This window comes from Mesorhizobium sp. LHD-90, from assembly GCF_030929505.1.
Taxonomy (GTDB): Bacteria; Pseudomonadota; Alphaproteobacteria; order Rhizobiales; family Rhizobiaceae; genus Kumtagia.
Genome location: NZ_JAVFVV010000016.1, coordinates 95,706 through 112,500 on the forward strand (window position 1 = coordinate 95,706; position 16,795 = coordinate 112,500).

8 protein-coding genes are annotated in these 16,795 nt (G+C 62.4%); all 8 read left to right on the top strand.

Translation table 11 applies throughout. The annotated features are described in order from the left end of the window. The first annotated feature begins 11 nt into the window (after positions 1-11). A complete protein-coding gene (locus RB623_RS21555) occupies positions 12-1,088 on the top strand; it encodes a DUF3102 domain-containing protein (RefSeq protein ID WP_308059035.1) in 1,077 nt (358 codons plus the stop codon). Positions 1,089-1,246: 158 nt separating this feature from the next. Then, positions 1,247-2,260, top strand: a complete 1,014-nt coding sequence (locus RB623_RS21560) for a hypothetical protein (RefSeq protein WP_308059036.1) — start codon at positions 1,247-1,249, stop codon at positions 2,258-2,260. A gap of 631 nt (positions 2,261-2,891) precedes the next feature. Beyond that, positions 2,892-5,954, top strand: a complete 3,063-nt coding sequence (locus RB623_RS21565; RefSeq protein WP_308059037.1) for a BPTD_3080 family restriction endonuclease — start codon at positions 2,892-2,894, stop codon at positions 5,952-5,954. Next, positions 5,890-7,821, top strand: coding sequence for a DUF262 domain-containing protein (locus RB623_RS21570; RefSeq protein ID WP_308059038.1), 1,932 nt, complete (start codon positions 5,890-5,892; stop codon positions 7,819-7,821). The genes RB623_RS21565 and RB623_RS21570 overlap by 65 nt, the downstream gene beginning before the upstream one ends. Then, positions 7,818-10,694 carry a site-specific DNA-methyltransferase gene (locus RB623_RS21575; protein WP_308059039.1) on the top strand — a complete coding sequence of 959 codons (2,877 nt, stop codon included), beginning with the start codon at positions 7,818-7,820 and terminating at the stop codon, positions 10,692-10,694. Before RB623_RS21570 ends, RB623_RS21575 begins: the two co-directional genes overlap by 4 nt. A 2-nt stretch (positions 10,695-10,696) precedes the next feature. Continuing rightward, positions 10,697-10,963, top strand: a complete 267-nt coding sequence (locus RB623_RS21580) for a hypothetical protein (RefSeq protein ID WP_308059040.1) — start codon at positions 10,697-10,699, stop codon at positions 10,961-10,963. An 82-nt stretch (positions 10,964-11,045) separates the two neighbouring features. Beyond that, the gene (locus RB623_RS21585) at positions 11,046-13,058 is read left to right on the top strand and encodes a 3'-5' exonuclease (RefSeq protein ID WP_308059041.1); all 2,013 of its coding nucleotides are present in this window, start codon (positions 11,046-11,048) and stop codon (positions 13,056-13,058) included. A 243-nt stretch (positions 13,059-13,301) separates the two neighbouring features. Further along, positions 13,302-16,793, top strand: coding sequence for an STY4851/ECs_5259 family protein (locus tag RB623_RS21590; protein WP_308059042.1), 3,492 nt, complete (start codon positions 13,302-13,304; stop codon positions 16,791-16,793). Positions 16,794-16,795 lie beyond the last annotated feature (2 nt).

Below are 16,795 nucleotides of genomic sequence, written 5' to 3' on the forward strand. Positions count from 1 at the left end.
GAAAGATACTCATGACCTTGAACGAAAATACGAACGCCTCTGACACCATTGAAGAAGAGATCGAAGACCTCGACCACGGCAGTGCCTGCAATCAGGGCGATGTGGTTGACGAGTCCGACATCACCGGATTGGATGCCACGACCGACGCCGAAGAGAACACCCCGCCGGTCGTCCTCGAGGGGGAGATCATCCCGCCTAGGAAGGCGCCACAGCCCAAGACCGCGACCCACAACCTCTCCGAAGAAGATATCTACTACTTCGCCGCCCTTGACGACGGCGCAAGTTCCGCCGTTCTAGAAGCCAGTGCGAAACTCGATTGGACTGATATCACCGACAGGCAGAAGAAGGAGCTTTGCGCATCCGCCAGCCGCATCCGGTCTCGGTGCGACCGTATTGCCGCAGACGTGCTCGCAAATGGCAAAGACTTGCTCGAGGCGAAGAATATTCTCGACCACGGCAAGTTCGGCCCCTGGCTTGCCGCTGAGTTCAATTGGTCGAACACCACGGCACAGCGTTTCATGAACTACGCCAGGCACTTCGCCGATACGCCGGCTGTGGTCGCGGCCCTGCCGCATGCCACTCTCGACAAGCTGGTCGCAAAGGGCACGCCGCAGGAAGTCCGCGACGAGATTGCGAAGAAGATCGAGGCCGGCATCGTGCTGACCGGCGACCAGATCGCCGAGAAGATCAAGCAAGGGAAGGAAGCCGCTAGGCCGGCGAAAGAACAGGAGCCCATCAAGCGGCAGGCCAAGACGCTCGGCGGCATGACGCCCGAGAAGAGGGCCGCACACGAGCAGGCCGAGAAAGCCCGCGACAACTGGGCCGAGAAGGCCGAGGTCGAACGGGAGCTTCGCGAGAAGGCGGCGCAGGAGAGGGCTGAAGCCGACAAGCGTCCGTCGGATGCTGAGACTCGCAAGAAGGCCGCAGCCAAAATCGCTTTTGATATCCGGAAGGCATTCGGATCCAGCTTTTCTGTCATCGGCAGGGCCCTTGAGGTGATCGGTCCCGTTCTCCTTTATGATGCGTTGATGGAACTTCACCGGCAGAAGCAGACGGTTGCCACTACACCAACGCCCCAGCAGCCGTAAGCGACTCCATCAAAACACCCCCCTCGAACTGCCGCAGGAAGATCATGGTATCGACGCCAGAGCGCCATGTGTGCCGCGGGTCGAGCGCGCCGGCAGCCAGGTAACCCACAATCTCAAATCGAACAGCAGACTGGTGTATCCAGTCCAATGGAGAAGTCATGTCTCAAACAAGGAAACAGCGTTTCGACGACCTCGTGCGGATGGGTGAACTCTTCATCCGCAGCGACATCGACCGGGAGCGGGCGTTGCTGACGTCAAAGTGGTTCGACTACCGGTTCATGTCCCCATGGGAGGGGACTGAACTGTTCGTGCTCGAATATCAAAAGGCATATCGCCGAGCGTTCGCGTCTTGGATCGACAAAGGCAGGGCAGCGAGCGTCGCGGGGGCCAGCTTAAGCCAACTGAATGATGTCGGAATGCGCACCCAGATCTGGCGCGCGAGGCAACGCGCTGACGAAACTGGAATGCCATACCCTGAATATATGGAAGCATCGTTCGAATTCTGGCGGAGGCGTTCTGTCAAGATTGTCGCCGGCAAAAGGAAAAAGCGGATGCTGCTGTCGATGTCGCAACTCCATCACCCTGGTGCCGCTGCTTCCTACTGGTTCGAATTCTGGACCACGTTCTGGTCCGAGCGGCTTGATGACCGTGTCGTCCAGATGCCCGAGGCGGTGGCGTATCGGCTGGAGTATTTCCGCGACCTCCCGGCGCAGGTGAATTTTCGCGACCGGATGACCCGTATCGCTGCGGCTTCTCAATCGTCGCCGATGGGTTGGATGATGGTGCTTTCGCATGTCAAGCAGCAGATCCCGCTTGAGGCATTCACGGACGTGTTAGGCGATGACGTCTTCCAGCACCAGGTCGAGCGGCTCCGATCAGACGTCCGGCACTATGGGACGGCAAGCGAGCCTCTGCCCCCACTGACGAGCACCGGCGATTGGCAGTCCTGTTTCGGACTTGTTGCTCCGGTGAAGGAATGTGCCCCATGTTCAGCCTGCCCGCAGCAAGATTCTTGCGCCGGCATGGCGGCCTTGGTCGACGCCGCCCTGAAGAAGAAGACCGGGTCGGCAGATCCCGTCCGCGAACGCAAGCTCAAACTTCAGCGCGCCCGGCAGCAGCGGTATCGCCAGAAGCGCGCGGGGAGCCCTCCTTCTACTTCTTCTTTTCCTTGATTGTGTTGTTACCGCGTCCGGGATCTCAGCCGGAACAGGTCAGGAAATAGCGCGAGCTAAAGGCAAAGCCGGTGACGCGGCCCAGAAAACAGGTGACGCAGCCCAAAATATAATTAACCCTTAAAAATGAAGAATACTTATATATTGGGCTGCGTCACATAGCTCCGATATGTCCTTCTCCGGAATATCTCTGTTCCGGCCTAACGGACGAACACGGGACGTATTTCAGCATGCTTGAGGCTGGAATTCGAAGCACTACCACCGGCACGAGCTTCCGGGGCGTGCCAGATCTTCTGCCCCGCTCATCCCGACGTGGCGGGCTCCCATGGGTTGAACCATCGGGATGCCCGCCTCCGGCTCTCACTCGGTTCTGGCCGATCAGATTGCCGACGGCCAGCACATCGGCGTCGATCAGCATCAGATATGGCGTGTTTGACTCACAGAAGGTCGCTGGCAAGCGTCGTCGGATTCCCGCTGTCTCACACTAGTCTCGCGCCAACGCGCGCCAGCAACCTCGACTGAGTCGGTCTGGTGACCGTCGGTTCAGGCACAGGCCCCAGCCATCTTGCTCACCGCGCGATTCCTTGCTCTCCTACAACCGGGGTTGGGGAGGCAAGAATCGCGCTGCCACATGAGCTTTTTCGACAGGCCGATCATCAATTCGCCTTACGAGCCGCCTTCGCGGCACTGGGAGCTTGACCTCGATGGACGCCCCACCGACGTCATCGTCGAGCAGCGACGCGGCTCGGCACTCTGGACGGCACTGCCTGGCGCCGCCTCGACGACGAAGAACTCGGCGCAGGCAAGCCTGGTGTTCAACACCGATCTGTCGACCGACGCGACCGAGTTCAATCCGTCGCCGATGATCAACGATCTTCGGCAGGAACTCGAGACCTGGCGCAACCTGCCGAACCCGGCGCAGTGGAAGGTTACGCCGACAACGCAGCGCCTGCTTCAGCACTGGCGCGCAATCCAGCAGGATGCGAGCCAGACCATCCGGCCGTTCTTCTGCCAGCTCGAAGCGGTGGAGGCTGCGATCTGGCTGGCCGAGGTGGCGCCTGACATGGGGAGGCGTGGCCGGCGCTTCCTCAACTGGATCTCGATCGCCAACAATTTTGCCGTCCAGGCCGAGGGCACGCCGCCCTCCGACTCCGCTCCAGACTTGATGCGCATCGCCTTCAAGCTGGCGACCGGTGCCGGCAAAACCACCGTCATGGCGATGCTGATCGCCTGGCAGGCGCTCAACGCCGTGCGCTCGCCGAACAGCAGGCGCTTTTCCAAGGGCTTCCTGATCGTCACGCCAGGCATCACCATTCGCGACCGGCTGCGGGTGCTGATGCCGAACGATGAGCAGAGTTATTACGACCTGCTGAAGCTCGTGCCGCACGACCTGCTGCCCGATCTCCAGCGCGCCGACATCGTCATCACCAACTACCACGCCTTCAAACTAAGGGAGACCTTCGATGCGGCCAGCGGCACCCGCCAGGTGCTCCAGGGCCACGGAGACGCTCTCCAGACGCTCGAAACTGAAGGCCAGATGATCCAGCGCGTGATGGGCGACCTGATGGGGACGAAAAACGTCGTCGTCATCAACGACGAGGCCCATCACTGCTATCGCGAACGACCCACCGCGGAGGCGGTCAAGCTCTCCGGCGAGGAGCGCAAGGAGGCCGAGGAGAATGCGGAAGCCGCCCGCCTGTGGATCTCCGGCCTCGAGGCGCTCAACCGCCAGCAGGGCGTGCGTGCCGTTTACGACCTCTCCGCGACGCCGTTCTTCCTCTCCGGCTCGAACTGGCCGGAGGGCACGCTGTTTCCCTGGGTGATGAGCGACTTCTCGCTGATGGACGCGATCGAATGCGGTATCGTCAAGCTGCCGCGCGTGCCGATCGCCGACAACCGCGCCGACGGCCAGAACGTGATGTATCGCAACCTTTGGCCGGCAATCCGCCAACGCATGCCGGACAAGCGCAAGAAGGGTGAGGGCAAGCCGGACCCCCACAAGCTGCCGATCGAGCTCAAGGTGGCGCTCGACGCGCTCTACGGCCACTATGAGAAGACCTATCGGTTATGGGAACAAGAGCGGGTCGGCATCCCGCCGGTCTTCATCGCGGTCTGCAACAACACCACCAACTCCGAGATGGTCCGCGACTACGTCGCCGGTTACGCATGGACCGACGAGCACGACCAGGAACGTATCCGCAACGGCGAGTTCGAGCTCTTCCGCAACTACGATGACCACGACCAGCGGCTAGATAGGCCAAGAACGATCCTCATTGACTCCGCGGCCCTCGAGGCGGGTGGCGAGATCGACAAGGCTTTTCGCGACGCCCACGCCACCGAGATCGAGGCATTCAAGCGCGAGCGCACCCGCCGCGATCCGACCGCCGGCGAGATCAGCGACGCCGAGATCCTGCGCGAGGTGATGAACACGGTCGGCCGCAAGGGCAAGCTCGGTGAGCAGGTGCGCTGCGTCGTCTCCGTCTCCATGCTCACCGAAGGCTGGGACGCCAACAATGTCACCCACATCATGGGCCTGCGCGCTTTCGGCTCGCGGCTGATCTGCGAACAGGTCATCGGCCGCGCGCTGCGCCGCCTCTCCTACGACGTCGATCCGGCGACCGGCCTCTACTGCACCGAATACGCCGACATCATGGGCATCGACGGCCTCAACTTCTCCGACCAGGCGCGGCCGGCTCCGCCGCAGCCGCCGCGGGAGGTGATCCACGTCCACGCCGTCAGCCCGGAGCGTGACCATCTGGAGATCGTCTTCCCGCGCGTCGAGGGTTTTCGCACCGATTTCCCCAAGGAGCGCATCGACGTCGACCTGTCGCGCATGGAGCCCTATGTGCTGACGCCCGACAAGGTCGGCGCCACGGTCGTGCAGATGTCCGGCATCATCGGCGAGCGCCACCAGCTCGGCCTCCAGCATCTGGACGACAGGCGCCTTTCCAGCATCGCCTTCGACATCGCCAGCTACTGGGTGTCCGAGAAGCTGCGCGACCCGAACGGCGCGCCGAAGACGCATTTGTTCCCGCACGCCAAGCGCATCGTGCTCCAATGGCTGAACTCCGACCGGCTGGTCTGCAAGGGCGACACCAAACCGGCGCAGTTGCGTTACCGCCAGCTCGCCGACGAGGTCTGCGACCTGTTGATGGGCGCGCTGCTCGACCAGCCGGGTGGTCAGCCCATCATAAGGGCGGTGCTCGATCCCTTTGCACCGGAAGGTTCGACCGAAAGCGTCAGCTTCAACACGTCGAGCGCCAGCCGCCACTGGCCGAACCCGGAGCGCAGCCACGTCAACTGGATCGTCACCGACCAGGACTGGGAAAACAAGCTCGCCGAGCTACTCGACGACCACCCCGACGTCGAGGCCTACGCCAAGAACCACAATCTCCATTTCGAGGTGCCCTATTCGAAGGAGGGCGAGCCGCATCGATACCGGCCGGACTTCCTGGTGCGGCTGCGGACACCCGACGGAGAGCCGCCCGTCACGCTCGTGCTCGAGGTGAAGGGTTTTCGCAATCACGACGCCATGCTCAAGGCCGAGGCGATGCGCAACAAGTGGATCCCGGCAGTCAATCGCCTCGGCGCCTACGGCCGCTGGGCGTTCGAGGAACTACGCAGCGTCTATGATTTCGGGCCGGAGCTCGACGCGGCGATCGCAAGATCATTGGGGGAAAAGTCGCTTGTTTGACAGCACGAAGGAAAGTTTGCGCACACTCTTGGAACATGTGCGCGAGCGCAAGCTACAGTTGCCGGATTTTCAGCGGGATTGGGTCTGGGACGAGAACGGCATTCACTCGCTTCTCGTGAGCATTGTCCGAGGGTTTCCCGTCGGCGCCATTTTGACCCTGGAGGCGGGAGGTGAGGTCAAGTTTCTCCCGAGACCTCTTGCGACGATCGAAGCGAATGGCGTGCTGCCACAGGAGTTTCTTCTTGATGGTCAGCAACGGCTGACCAGCCTTGTTCAGTGCCTAACCGGCGACGCTCCGGTCCTCACCAAGACCGCGAAGGGCGAGACGGTCGAGCGGCGGTTCTTCGCCGATCTGACGCTTGCCGCCCAGCCGGGTGCCGACCCGGCCGACTGGATCGTGATGACGCGCGGCGACGGAAGGGAGACGAGCGATTTCGGGCGGAAGGTTGATCGGGACTACTCCACGGAGGCGAAGCAATACGAGGCTCGTGTCTTCCCGCTGAATCGGGTCTTCCGAGAACATGACTGGCTCTATGGCTACAAGAACTACTGGCATGAACGAGCGCAGGATGTTCACGAGACGGATCAGGCCCTGTTCCGCAACGTCATCCGTCCGATCCATCGATACGAGATGCCGATCATCCGGCTGGCCAAGAACAACAACCGCGAGGCCATCTGCACGATCTTCGAGAAGGTCAACACCGGCGGCAAGAAGCTGGATGCGTTCGAGCTGCTGACCGCCGTCTATGCGGCCGAGGAGTTCAACCTCCGCGCCGACTGGCTGGGCACTCCGAAGGAGCATGGACGCCCGGAAATGATCGGGCGCCTGGACCGACTGCGCGATCGCGACAAGCGTCGCGATGTCTTCGCCCATATGGCCAGCACTGATTTCCTCCAAGCCTGCACCGCTCTATCGACAATGGATCGGAGAAGGGAGGCCGAAGCGCAAGGGCGCACCGGAAAGGATCTACCGCCCATCACAATCCGCCGAGACGCGATGCTCGGCCTGCCTCTGGCCGAATACAGGCGCCTGGCCAATAGTGTTGAGGAAGGCTTTCTCCAAGCGAAAAAATTCCTGTCGGCCCGCCGCATCATCTGGTTCAAGGACGTCCCTTATCCATCGCAGGCCATCACGCTCGCCGCCGTGTTCTCGCGATTGCCGCCGGCCGAGCGGACCGCGACAGCGAACGATCGCCTCGACCACTGGTTCTGGAGCAGTGTCTTCGGCGAACTCTATGCCGGCTCGGTCGAAACCCGAATCGCGCGCGACATCCCCGAACTCCTCGCCTGGATCCGCGATGCTGAGGCGGGTGTGGCGACGATCGGCGAAGCCGTCTTCCGGATCGACCGGCTGGAGTCCCTTCGGAGCCGGCTTGCGGCAGCCTACAAGGCGCTGAGCGCGCGGCTGATGTTGAGCGGCGCGCGCGACTTCGTCTCAGGCGAGCGGTTCGAGATCATGACCTACTTCGATCAGCAGGTGGACATCCACCACATATTTCCACGGGACTGGTGCAGGAAGGCCGACATTCCGGCATCGACCTACGATTCGATCATCAACAAGTCGCCGCTGTCGAAACTGACCAACATCAGGATCGGTGGAGATGCGCCGTCGGTCTACCTCAAGCGCATCGAGGATCGCGACAAGCTCGAGCCCGCCGTGCTCGACGAGATACTGCGCTCCCACCTGATCGAGCCGGCTCATCTGCGCGCCGACGACTTCGATGCGTTCTGGAAGGCACGGCGCGAGGCCCTGGCTGACCTCGTCGAGAGGGCAATGCGTCGGCCGGTCGTGCGTTCCGGCACGCCCATGCCCACGGTGCCCTACGATCCCGCCGAGGAAGAAGAAAGGGAGGCGGAGGCCGCATGAGCGACGAAACACCGGTCGGCTTTACCAAGCACGGCAACAAGCGCGCCAACATTCCACCGGCCGAGCTGGAGCCGGTGTTGGAGGATGCCGACAAAAAGCCTATCCGCACCGCCTGGGAACGGCGCAACCGCGACCTCGACCCGCAGCTCGTCTGGCGCGGCAAGGATCCGGATCAGACCGAGCTGACGATCGACGCGCCGCCGATCTATTTGCAGGAGCAGGTGCACCCCAAGGCGCTGATCGACGATCTAAGGAACGGCCGCGAGAAGGCGGATGATCTGTTCGGCCATTTCGGCCTGACCGGGGAGGATCGCGAGGCGGAGATCGAGTTCTACCGCCATACGCGAAAATGGTCGAACCGCATGATTTTGGGCGACTCGCTGCAGGTGATGGCCTCGCTGGCCGAGCGCGAAGGGCTGAAGGGTTCTGTGCAGGCGATCTACATCGACCCGCCCTACGGTATCCGCTTCAACTCGAATTTCCAGTGGAGCACCACCTCGCGGGATGTGAAGGACGGCAAGCTCGACCACCTGACGCGTGAGCCCGAGCAGGTGAAGGCGTTTCGCGACACCTGGCGCGACGGCATCCACTCGTATCTCTCCTACCTGCGCGACCGGCTGACAGTCGCACGCGAACTGCTGACCGAAAGCGGCAGTTGTTTTGTTCAGATTGGCGACGAGAACGTGCATCGCGTGCGCGCGCTGATGGACGAGATTTTTGGGGAGGGGAATTTCGTCGCGCAGATCGCAGTTACAAAAACCGCTGCTCAGACGGATGCCCTCTTGCCGGCGTTGTTCGACTCAATCGTATGGTTTGCCAAGGATGTCGGTTCGACAAAGTTTCGGAGACTGTATCGCCAAAAAGGAGTCGGGGTCGAAGAAATTGGGCAGTATTATTACGTTGAGGAGCGGTCTGGCGCGCGTCGACGCCTCCAGATTGATGAGCTGACCGGTGGCAAGGCGTCCGAGATAGGAAAGCCATTTCGTTCCTCCGACATTTCTAGCAACAAACCTTACAACCTTGGCCGAGTAGACTTCAGACATGATGGGGTAACGTATCGACCTCCTACCGGACGTTATTGGACGCACTCGCCGGACGGACGCATTCGGCTTTCAAAGGCTGACCGCATTTATCCAATCGGCAAGAGTGCGAGGTTTGCTGGATTTCTTCAGGACGATCCCGTGTCGCAGATATCGAACCAGTGGATCGACACAGGTGTCAGCGGGTTCGGAGTAGACAAAGTCTATGTCGTCCAGACCTCCCCAAAGGTTATCGAACGCTGCCTCCTGATGACCACCGATCCCGGCGATCTGGTCCTCGACCCCACCTGCGGTTCCGGGACCACGGCCTATGTCGCCGAGCAGTGGGGCAGGCGTTGGATCACTATCGACACCTCGCGCGTCGCGCTGGCGCTCGCCCGCGCCCGCATAATGGGAGCGAAATATCCCTGGTATATCCTGGCCGACAGTCCGGAGGGCCAGCGCAAGACCGCCGAGGTGACGCGCACGGCGCCGGCGACGGCAGCTACCTTCGGCGACGTCCGTCACGGCTTCGTCTACGAGCGCGTGCCGCACATCACGCTGAAGTCGATCGCCAACAACACCGAGATCGACGTGATCTGGGAAAGGATGCAGCCGGCGGTCGAGGCCGCGCGGGAGGCGCTTAACGCCGCCCTTGCCGGGCACAGGACGCCTTTCAAGGTCGAGACCGGCGGCCGCGCCGGCAAGACGATTGATTTTTCGGCGACGGGCGAGGTGACGCTTCCATCCGGCGAGACCGCGCGCGCCAACGGATTCATGGATTGGGAGATTCCGCGCGAGGCGCCGGAGGCTTGGCCGGAGCCCGCAAAGGCTACCCTCGAAACCTTTTGGAAGGCGCGCATCGCCCGTCAGAGGGAGATCGACGCCTCGATCGCCGCAAAAGCCGAGTTCGAGAATCTTTACGACAAGCCCTACGAGGACAAGAAGCGCATTCGCGTCGCCGGCCCCTTCACGGTCGAAAGCCTGTCGCCGCATTCGATCTCGGCCGTCGACGAGCATGGCGAACTGATCGACGTGCTCAACGCCGCCGAAGGCCTGCACCTGCCCGGCGAGCGCGAGGCAGAGAACTACCGCAAGGCGATCATGGAAAACCTCGCCAAGGCCGGCGTGCACCAGTCGGGCAAGGCCGACGCTATCCGCTTGGACAGTCTTGTGCCCTGGCCGGGCGAGTGGATCGGCGCCGAAGGCCGCTACCGCGAGGGCGAAGGCGACGACGCCAGAGAGCGCCGCGCTGCGATCTTCATCGGCCCGGAATACGGCACCGTCTCCCGCGCCGACCTCGTCGCCTGCGCGCGCGAGGCGGCCGACGCCGGCTTCGACATAGTCATCGCTTGCGCCTTCAACTTCGAGGCGCATGCGCAGGAATTGCACCGGCTTGGCCGCGTGCCGATCCTGCACGCACGCATGAACGCCGACCTGCACATGGCCGGCGAGCTGAAGGCCGGCGGCGGCAACCTTTTCGTCGTCTTCGGCGAGCCGGACATCGAGGTGAAGCAGGACGGCGACCGCTACCGCGTCGAGCTCAAGGGCGTCGACATCTTCAAGCCGGCGACCGGCGAGGTGGTGAGTTCCGAGCCCGACGATATCGCCTGTTGGTTCATCGACACCGACTATTCGGGCGAAAGCTTCTTCGTCCGCCACGCCTATTTCCCTGGCGCCGAGGTGCCCTACAAGGCGCTGCGCTCGACGCTCAAGGCCGAGATCAACGAGGAGGCCTGGGACTCGCTGAAGCTCACCATCTCGCGGCCTTTCGCCAAGCCGAAAAGCGGGCGGATCGCCGTGAAAGTGATCAACCACCTCGGCGACGACGTGATGAAGGTGCTGGGGGTATAGGCGTGGGCAAGGGTGGATACAACGGAGGTTCAACCGTCGTCACAATATTTGGCGGTTTCAAAGAAAAATCTAAGCAGGCGGCCAAAAGACGAGCGGAGAAATTTGGCGGTGGTTTGCTGAAAATGAACTTCAAGCCAGTCGATGCCGATCTTGGCCCACCCCTGTTGATCAAGCGGGATGTGCTTTTTGACAGCTTTACAACTACCCCCAAGCCCACTCCAAAAGGAAAGCCGCAAGGCATGAGAAAGAGCCGAGGGAAGAAGCCGTAGGAAGGCATCACACCACACCATACGAAAGGACGCCAGTGCAACGACGAGCGCACTGTGTCCAGGTTGGGAACGCGGAGTTGCAGTGACCGTCCTCATCGCCACCAGCTTCACCAAGTCACTTGCCAAACTGACGGGCCAGGAGCAGGCGACGGTTAAGGTTACGGCCTTCGACATCCAGAGCGACCCCGAAAACCCTGGCCTGTCGCTGCACCGCATCGACAAAAGCCGCGATCCCGATTTCTGGTCGGCGCGCGTCAGCCGCGACATCCGTATCGTGCTCCACAAGCGAAGCGGTGACACGGCGCTCGTCTATGTCGGCCATCATGATGACGCCTATGACTGGGCCGAGCGCCATCGCCTCGAACGGCACCCTACGACGGGCGCGGCGCAACTCGTCGAGATCCGCGAGACGGTCGAGGAGATCGTGATCCGACGCTATGTCGAGGAGGCGGTCAGAAAACCGCCGATCTTTGCCGGCCGGAGCGACGATACGCTGCTCTCCTGGGGCGTGCCGCAGGACTGGCTGGAGACGGTTCGGCAGGCGACCGAGGACACCGTGCTCGACATCGCCGGCCATCTGCCGGGCGAAGCGCAGGAGGCGCTGCTCGCGGTGGCCGTCGGGGAGGCGCCGACGGTGCGCCTGGCGGTGGCGACCGAGGCCGGATACAGCCATCCGGACGCCCAGCGCCGCTTCCGCGTCGTTGACGACCAGACCGAGCTTGAAGCGGCGCTGGAGGCGCCGTGGGACGACTGGGCGATCTTCCTCCACCCCGCTCAGCGCGAATTCGTTGATCGTAACTTCAACGGACCGGCGCGCGTCATCGGCTCCGCCGGCACCGGCAAGACGGTCGTCGCGCTCCACCGTGCCGTCCGGCTCGCCGCAGAGGATCCAGACCACCGCGTCCTGCTCACGACCTTCTCCGCCGAACTTGCGGAGGGGCTTGCTGGCAAGCTTGCCCGGCTGACCAGTAGCCATCCGGACGTCGCCGCGCGCATCACCGTCGACACGCTGCCGCAGATCGCGCGCCGGCTTGCCGCTGAACGCCTCGGCGACGCCAGGATCGCATCTGGTGCCGAAGTCGCCCCGTTGCTCGATGAAGCTGCAGCAGCCGAGGGGACGAGCATCGCGCCGGGCTTCCTCGCCGATGAGTGGCGGCTCATCGTCGATGCCTGGGATGTGCGCGATGCCGATACCTATCTCGATCTGCCTCGGCTCGGCCGCAAGGTGCGCATGGCAGCCTCACGGCGCGACGAATTGTGGCGCATCTTCGCGCGCGTCCGGGCTGCCCTTGACGCGCGGGGCGAGGAAACCGAGGCCGGGCTTATGCACCGGCTGGCACGTGAGCTGAAAGAGCCTCCCTTCACCCACGTCGTTGTGGATGAGGCCCAGGACATCTCGGTGCCGGAGCTGCACCTCGTCGCGGCCATGGCTGGAGGTCGGCCCAACGGCCTGTTCTTCGCTGGCGACATCGGCCAGCGCATCTTCCGCTCGCCCTTTCCGTGGAAGGCGGCGGGCGTCGACATCCAGGGCCGCTCGCGCAGCCTCAAGGTGAACTACCGCACCTCGCACCAGATCCGGTCGAAGTCGGACATGCTTCTGCCGCCACGCCTGATCGAGGCCGACGGCGGCGAGGACAACCGCCTGGGCGTATCCTCCGTCTTTCACGGGCCATCGCCCGAGCTGCGCCTTTTCGACACGCCCGAGGAAGAGAGCGCCGCCGTCGGCGCCTGGATCGACGGCTGCCTGGAGGACGGGATCACGCCGGAGACGATCGCCGTCCTGGTGCGCTCCGAGAAAGAATTGCTCCGCGCGAGCGCCGCTGTTGCTGCGTCTTCCGCCAACGATGTCCAGCCTTCGCTCATGCACGACGCAAAAGGACGGGAATTTCGCGCAGTCGCGGTGATGGCTTGCGATGCCGATGTCTTGCCGAGCGAGAGCCGATTGCTGGAAGCTTCCGACGAGCGGGCGCTCAAGGAGATCTACGATACGGAACGCCACCTGCTCTATGTCGCGGCAACACGCGCACGGGAAAGGCTGTGGATCTCTGCCTGTAGACCGCCGTCTGAGTTTTTGGACGATCTGATCGATGCGTAGCTAGCGGTGCGGTCGTGAGATCGCCAAAGGCCGGGCGGAGATTTCAGCCGGCAAAACCTGCATTAGAATATGCTTAAATTAGATGGAGTCCCTGAGGTATATGCGGCCATCTACGCCATTTCCTCACTATCGCAATCCACCAAGTCGGCGACGTTGGATCCACAGGGGCGGGAAAGGTAGTAATATCTTCAACTTCGGCTTTAAGTATGCGAAATTGCTCCGGGGGACGGGAGGAAAAGTGAGGTGCAAGGGCAGTATATTGAGCTCGAGCGATTAAGCGATATCGAGCTTGTCGACTTATTCAAGAATGGCAAGGACGAGCCACGCCTGCTGGCCGCGCTGAACGAAGAACTCAAGGCCAGGGATTCGGACGTTGCAGTTGAATTGCATACTGCCGTGTCAGCCGCGCGTCTCCGGTTGCGAAAGCGTGCGGCAGTAGTTTCTTCCCCACCCGGAGCCATCTCGAAGCCTCCGGGTCAGAAGTCGCCACCACCAACCGGGCCCGTCCGCTCATGGCTGGGCGCATTCTTTGCCGCGCGTGGCCTGAAGCTGCCAGACGGTCGACTACTCTGCCGCTATCGCATGAACGACGCCGAATATGCAGAGGCGAAAGTAATTCTGCGGCGTCTCGCTGGTGATGGCCGCCTCGACCAACCTGACGATCGATCAGGTGCGCTCTTCGTCGCCTATTGTGCGGAGTGGTTTCGGCGAGAGTCCGCGTCCACGTTTCTTCGCTGGGACGATCCTGCGCCCGACCTATTTCCTCGGGTCCCATACGCCAGCAAGAAAAAGCTCGCGATACGAGGTCTCAATGCCTGGAGGCGGCAGCTACGCCTGATCAATGGCAATCGCGAGTTTCTGTTGACGGTTGCACTTGAAGGGGGCGTGCCTGTCAAGGTTCTCAGGGATGGGGCCAAGGGATGGCTTAAGGACTATCTGCGCGCGGTCATGCATCGATTGGTCACGCTCGGAGTCTCGGCTCCAGAGGACGTTCTGCTCGTCGCCGACGAGGAGGGATGGCGGATCCGCAAGAGCTATCGCCATGAAGATTTCATCCACATTTGCGCCGAGCTCGCGGAGCGGCTGTTGCACTGGCGATCTGTTGCCGAACGAGAGGCAGGACCCTCTGGATCAGCGCAGGCGCTACGCAATACGCAATTGCTCGACGCCAAGCATCCATTGTGGCGGGAAGAGCTCCCTGTCTACGTGGGCAAAGACGACGAAATCGTGGTCGAAGGACTGCTTGCTGGCCTTGTCGACGAAAAGCTCGGCGGTCTGTCAACCGAAGGGGTTGGTGCAAAGCGCTTCCTGATTCAGCGCGCCGGATGCTGGAAGCCCGCTTTGCAAGTCCTCGCCGACGGGGAGATCCCTGCGGCCAAGGTTCCCGACCTGACAACTTCCCTGGGCCGCGCTCGCGCCGTTCCCACCGGCGAATTAAGCAATCATCTCGCTGGCGACTTCGCGGTGTTCGAGCCGCCGGTGGGGGTGCAGCGGCGCTGGCGTGTCAGGCCGTCGAACCGCCTGACACGGCTGATGCCAGGCTTCCCCCTCGAGGCGAAAGTCACCGTCACATTGACGTCGTCAGGTGTTCCACACAATTGGACGTGGCCAGGGGGCGAGGCACTGCGCTCCGAGCTACTGGTGTTCAGGGATGACGACGGCGCCACCCAAAACGAACGTTTGCTGCGTTTCTTGCGTGCCGGCTCAGTCGCGTCGTCAGCCAAAAAACTCTACGCGCTATGTCCCGAGTCATGGTCGGTGGAGGCGAAGGACGGGGAAACGACTCTGAGCGAAGACGTGCTGCCGGGGATAGGGCGCAAGCTCGTGACGATCTCGGGAGCAGCCTATTTTCGCAGTGCCGACCCCGACGCGTCGCGGTTTTTGGTCGAAACCAACGCGGAAGAGCGTGAGGAGGAACTCGAACTCGCACGGATCCACAATCTCGTGCTCACGGATGAGCGTTGTGACCTGATCTCCTCGCCCTCGACACCGGCCATCCGCGGGAAGGGCGGAAAGACGCGCCCGCTTCGCGGAGGCGAATTGTCTGTTCGCCACCGAGGTGGTCGCTGGGAGCCCGTGATTGGCCAATTGGGGGGCGCGGGCGTGGTTGAACTGTCATGGCGCGACCCCATGGCCGGAATCCAGATCGAAAAGCAGCTTCTGGCACTCGTTCCAATCGGGGCGTCGCTCAAAGGCAGGCTCGTCGATGCCCAGTCTGGAGAGATCGAAGCGCTTGGGTTGCCCGGCTGGACAATCGTGGTTCCAGGCTCCGAGTGCTCGGCCGAGCAGGTTACACCTGGAAGACTGGCCGTTCGTTTTTCGGGACGACCGCTCTATCGGCTGACCGTGCGTCTCGTTCCACCGCAAGGCGAGGGCTTCGACGTCTCTGTCTCTCTCGTCGGTCGCGAAGGTTGCATCGCCTTAGCGGACGGCAAAGTGTTGCGTCCTGGTTCGGTGACAGACCTGCGCAGCTTGCGTGGAGCGGTCGCGACTTCGCCGCGTCCCATCTGGCTTCAGCTCATGCTCAAAGGGGACAGGTCTGGAGGGTTTCGGCCGAAGGTTGATGGCGAACTGCCGCTCGGCACGCTACGCTCCGGCATCCAGGAGATGCTCGGGGCCTCGGCTCACCAGGACGACATGGTTGAGGTCGAGTTTCTCGGCGATACGCGACCACCAATCCGCATCAGCCGTTACGGCGAGCATACGTTGAGCTTTGATGCCGAAAAGGTTCGATGGTCACCGGGCGCATCGGAAACAAATCTGCAATTGGTCGCGCGCATGGTTCTCGATCCGCGTCGCGAACACGCGCTCGAGCGCGAGACCGATGGCGTTTGGCGTCTGCCCGAGAGGTGCGCGAACGTCTGTCTGGTTTATCTTCGCGATGGTCCGGACGTGGTATCTCGGCCACTGCCGGCGAATGTCGCGCAAGCGGCCGGCGCTCCCGCTGAAGGTCTGCTGAGGGCATTGGCCAACCCGGATTTTGGCACGCGGCAAGCCGCGATTGTCGCTGCGCTTGAGGCGATTGGAGCGGGTCAGGGTGCCGCCGCGGACCTGAGATGGCTCCTCGACGCTGCCACCAATCTGAATGGGCTGCCGCCGAGCGCTCTCGATGGATTGGCGCGGCTACCGCAGTGCCCGAGCGCCCTGGTGCGGTTACTTTTGGCAGCCACGGACGAAGAGCGTCATTTGGTCTGGAGCCTGCAAAATGAACTGCCGTTCCTCTGGCTCGCACTTCCGATCGTTTCGTGGAGGGAGGCGATCGGCGCCGACATGGAAAGCCTGATCACCACACTTGAGGCGCATCTCGGGCGTGAGCAGGCCGCCCGGCTCGCAATGGATCGGCTATACAGCCTGGCCGCGAATTTGTCGTCGATCGAGCCAGCGCTGGCGATGGTTCTCCGAGAGGCGGGTGTTCCGGCGGAACCATTGGCGGGGCAACTAAGCCTTGTCGAGCTGATGAGCCGGCACGTTGCCGGTAGTGCCGAGGGCGCTGAGCACGGCCGCAACCAGATCGCGAGCCATTTGTCGTCCTTGAGCTTGAAGACACCGCCGGCAATCTTGTCGATGACGCATGAAGAGCACGCGGGCCTGTTCGCGCCGCTTGTGCTCGCTGCCGGTGCCCAGAGCCGTCTCAAGCTCAATCGCGAGCTGATGCTTCTGTCCCGCAGGATATTACGCGAGGATCCTCACTACGTTGCCGCAGCCTTCCCACATTTCCTGTCATTCTACCGGTGATC

Bases quoted from the DNA above. Each gene is read 5' to 3' on its own strand.
- RB623_RS21565 (WP_308059037.1), top strand. From the start codon at position 2,892: ATGAGCTTTTTCGACAGGCCGATCATCAATTCGCCTTACGAGCCGCCT.
- RB623_RS21570 (WP_308059038.1), top strand. From the start codon at position 5,890: ATGATTTCGGGCCGGAGCTCGACGCGGCGATCGCAAGATCATTGGGGG.
- RB623_RS21560 (WP_308059036.1), top strand. From the start codon at position 1,247: ATGTCTCAAACAAGGAAACAGCGTTTCGACGACCTCGTGCGGATGGGT.
- RB623_RS21555 (WP_308059035.1), top strand. From the start codon at position 12: ATGACCTTGAACGAAAATACGAACGCCTCTGACACCATTGAAGAAGAG.
- RB623_RS21575 (WP_308059039.1), top strand. From the start codon at position 7,818: ATGAGCGACGAAACACCGGTCGGCTTTACCAAGCACGGCAACAAGCGC.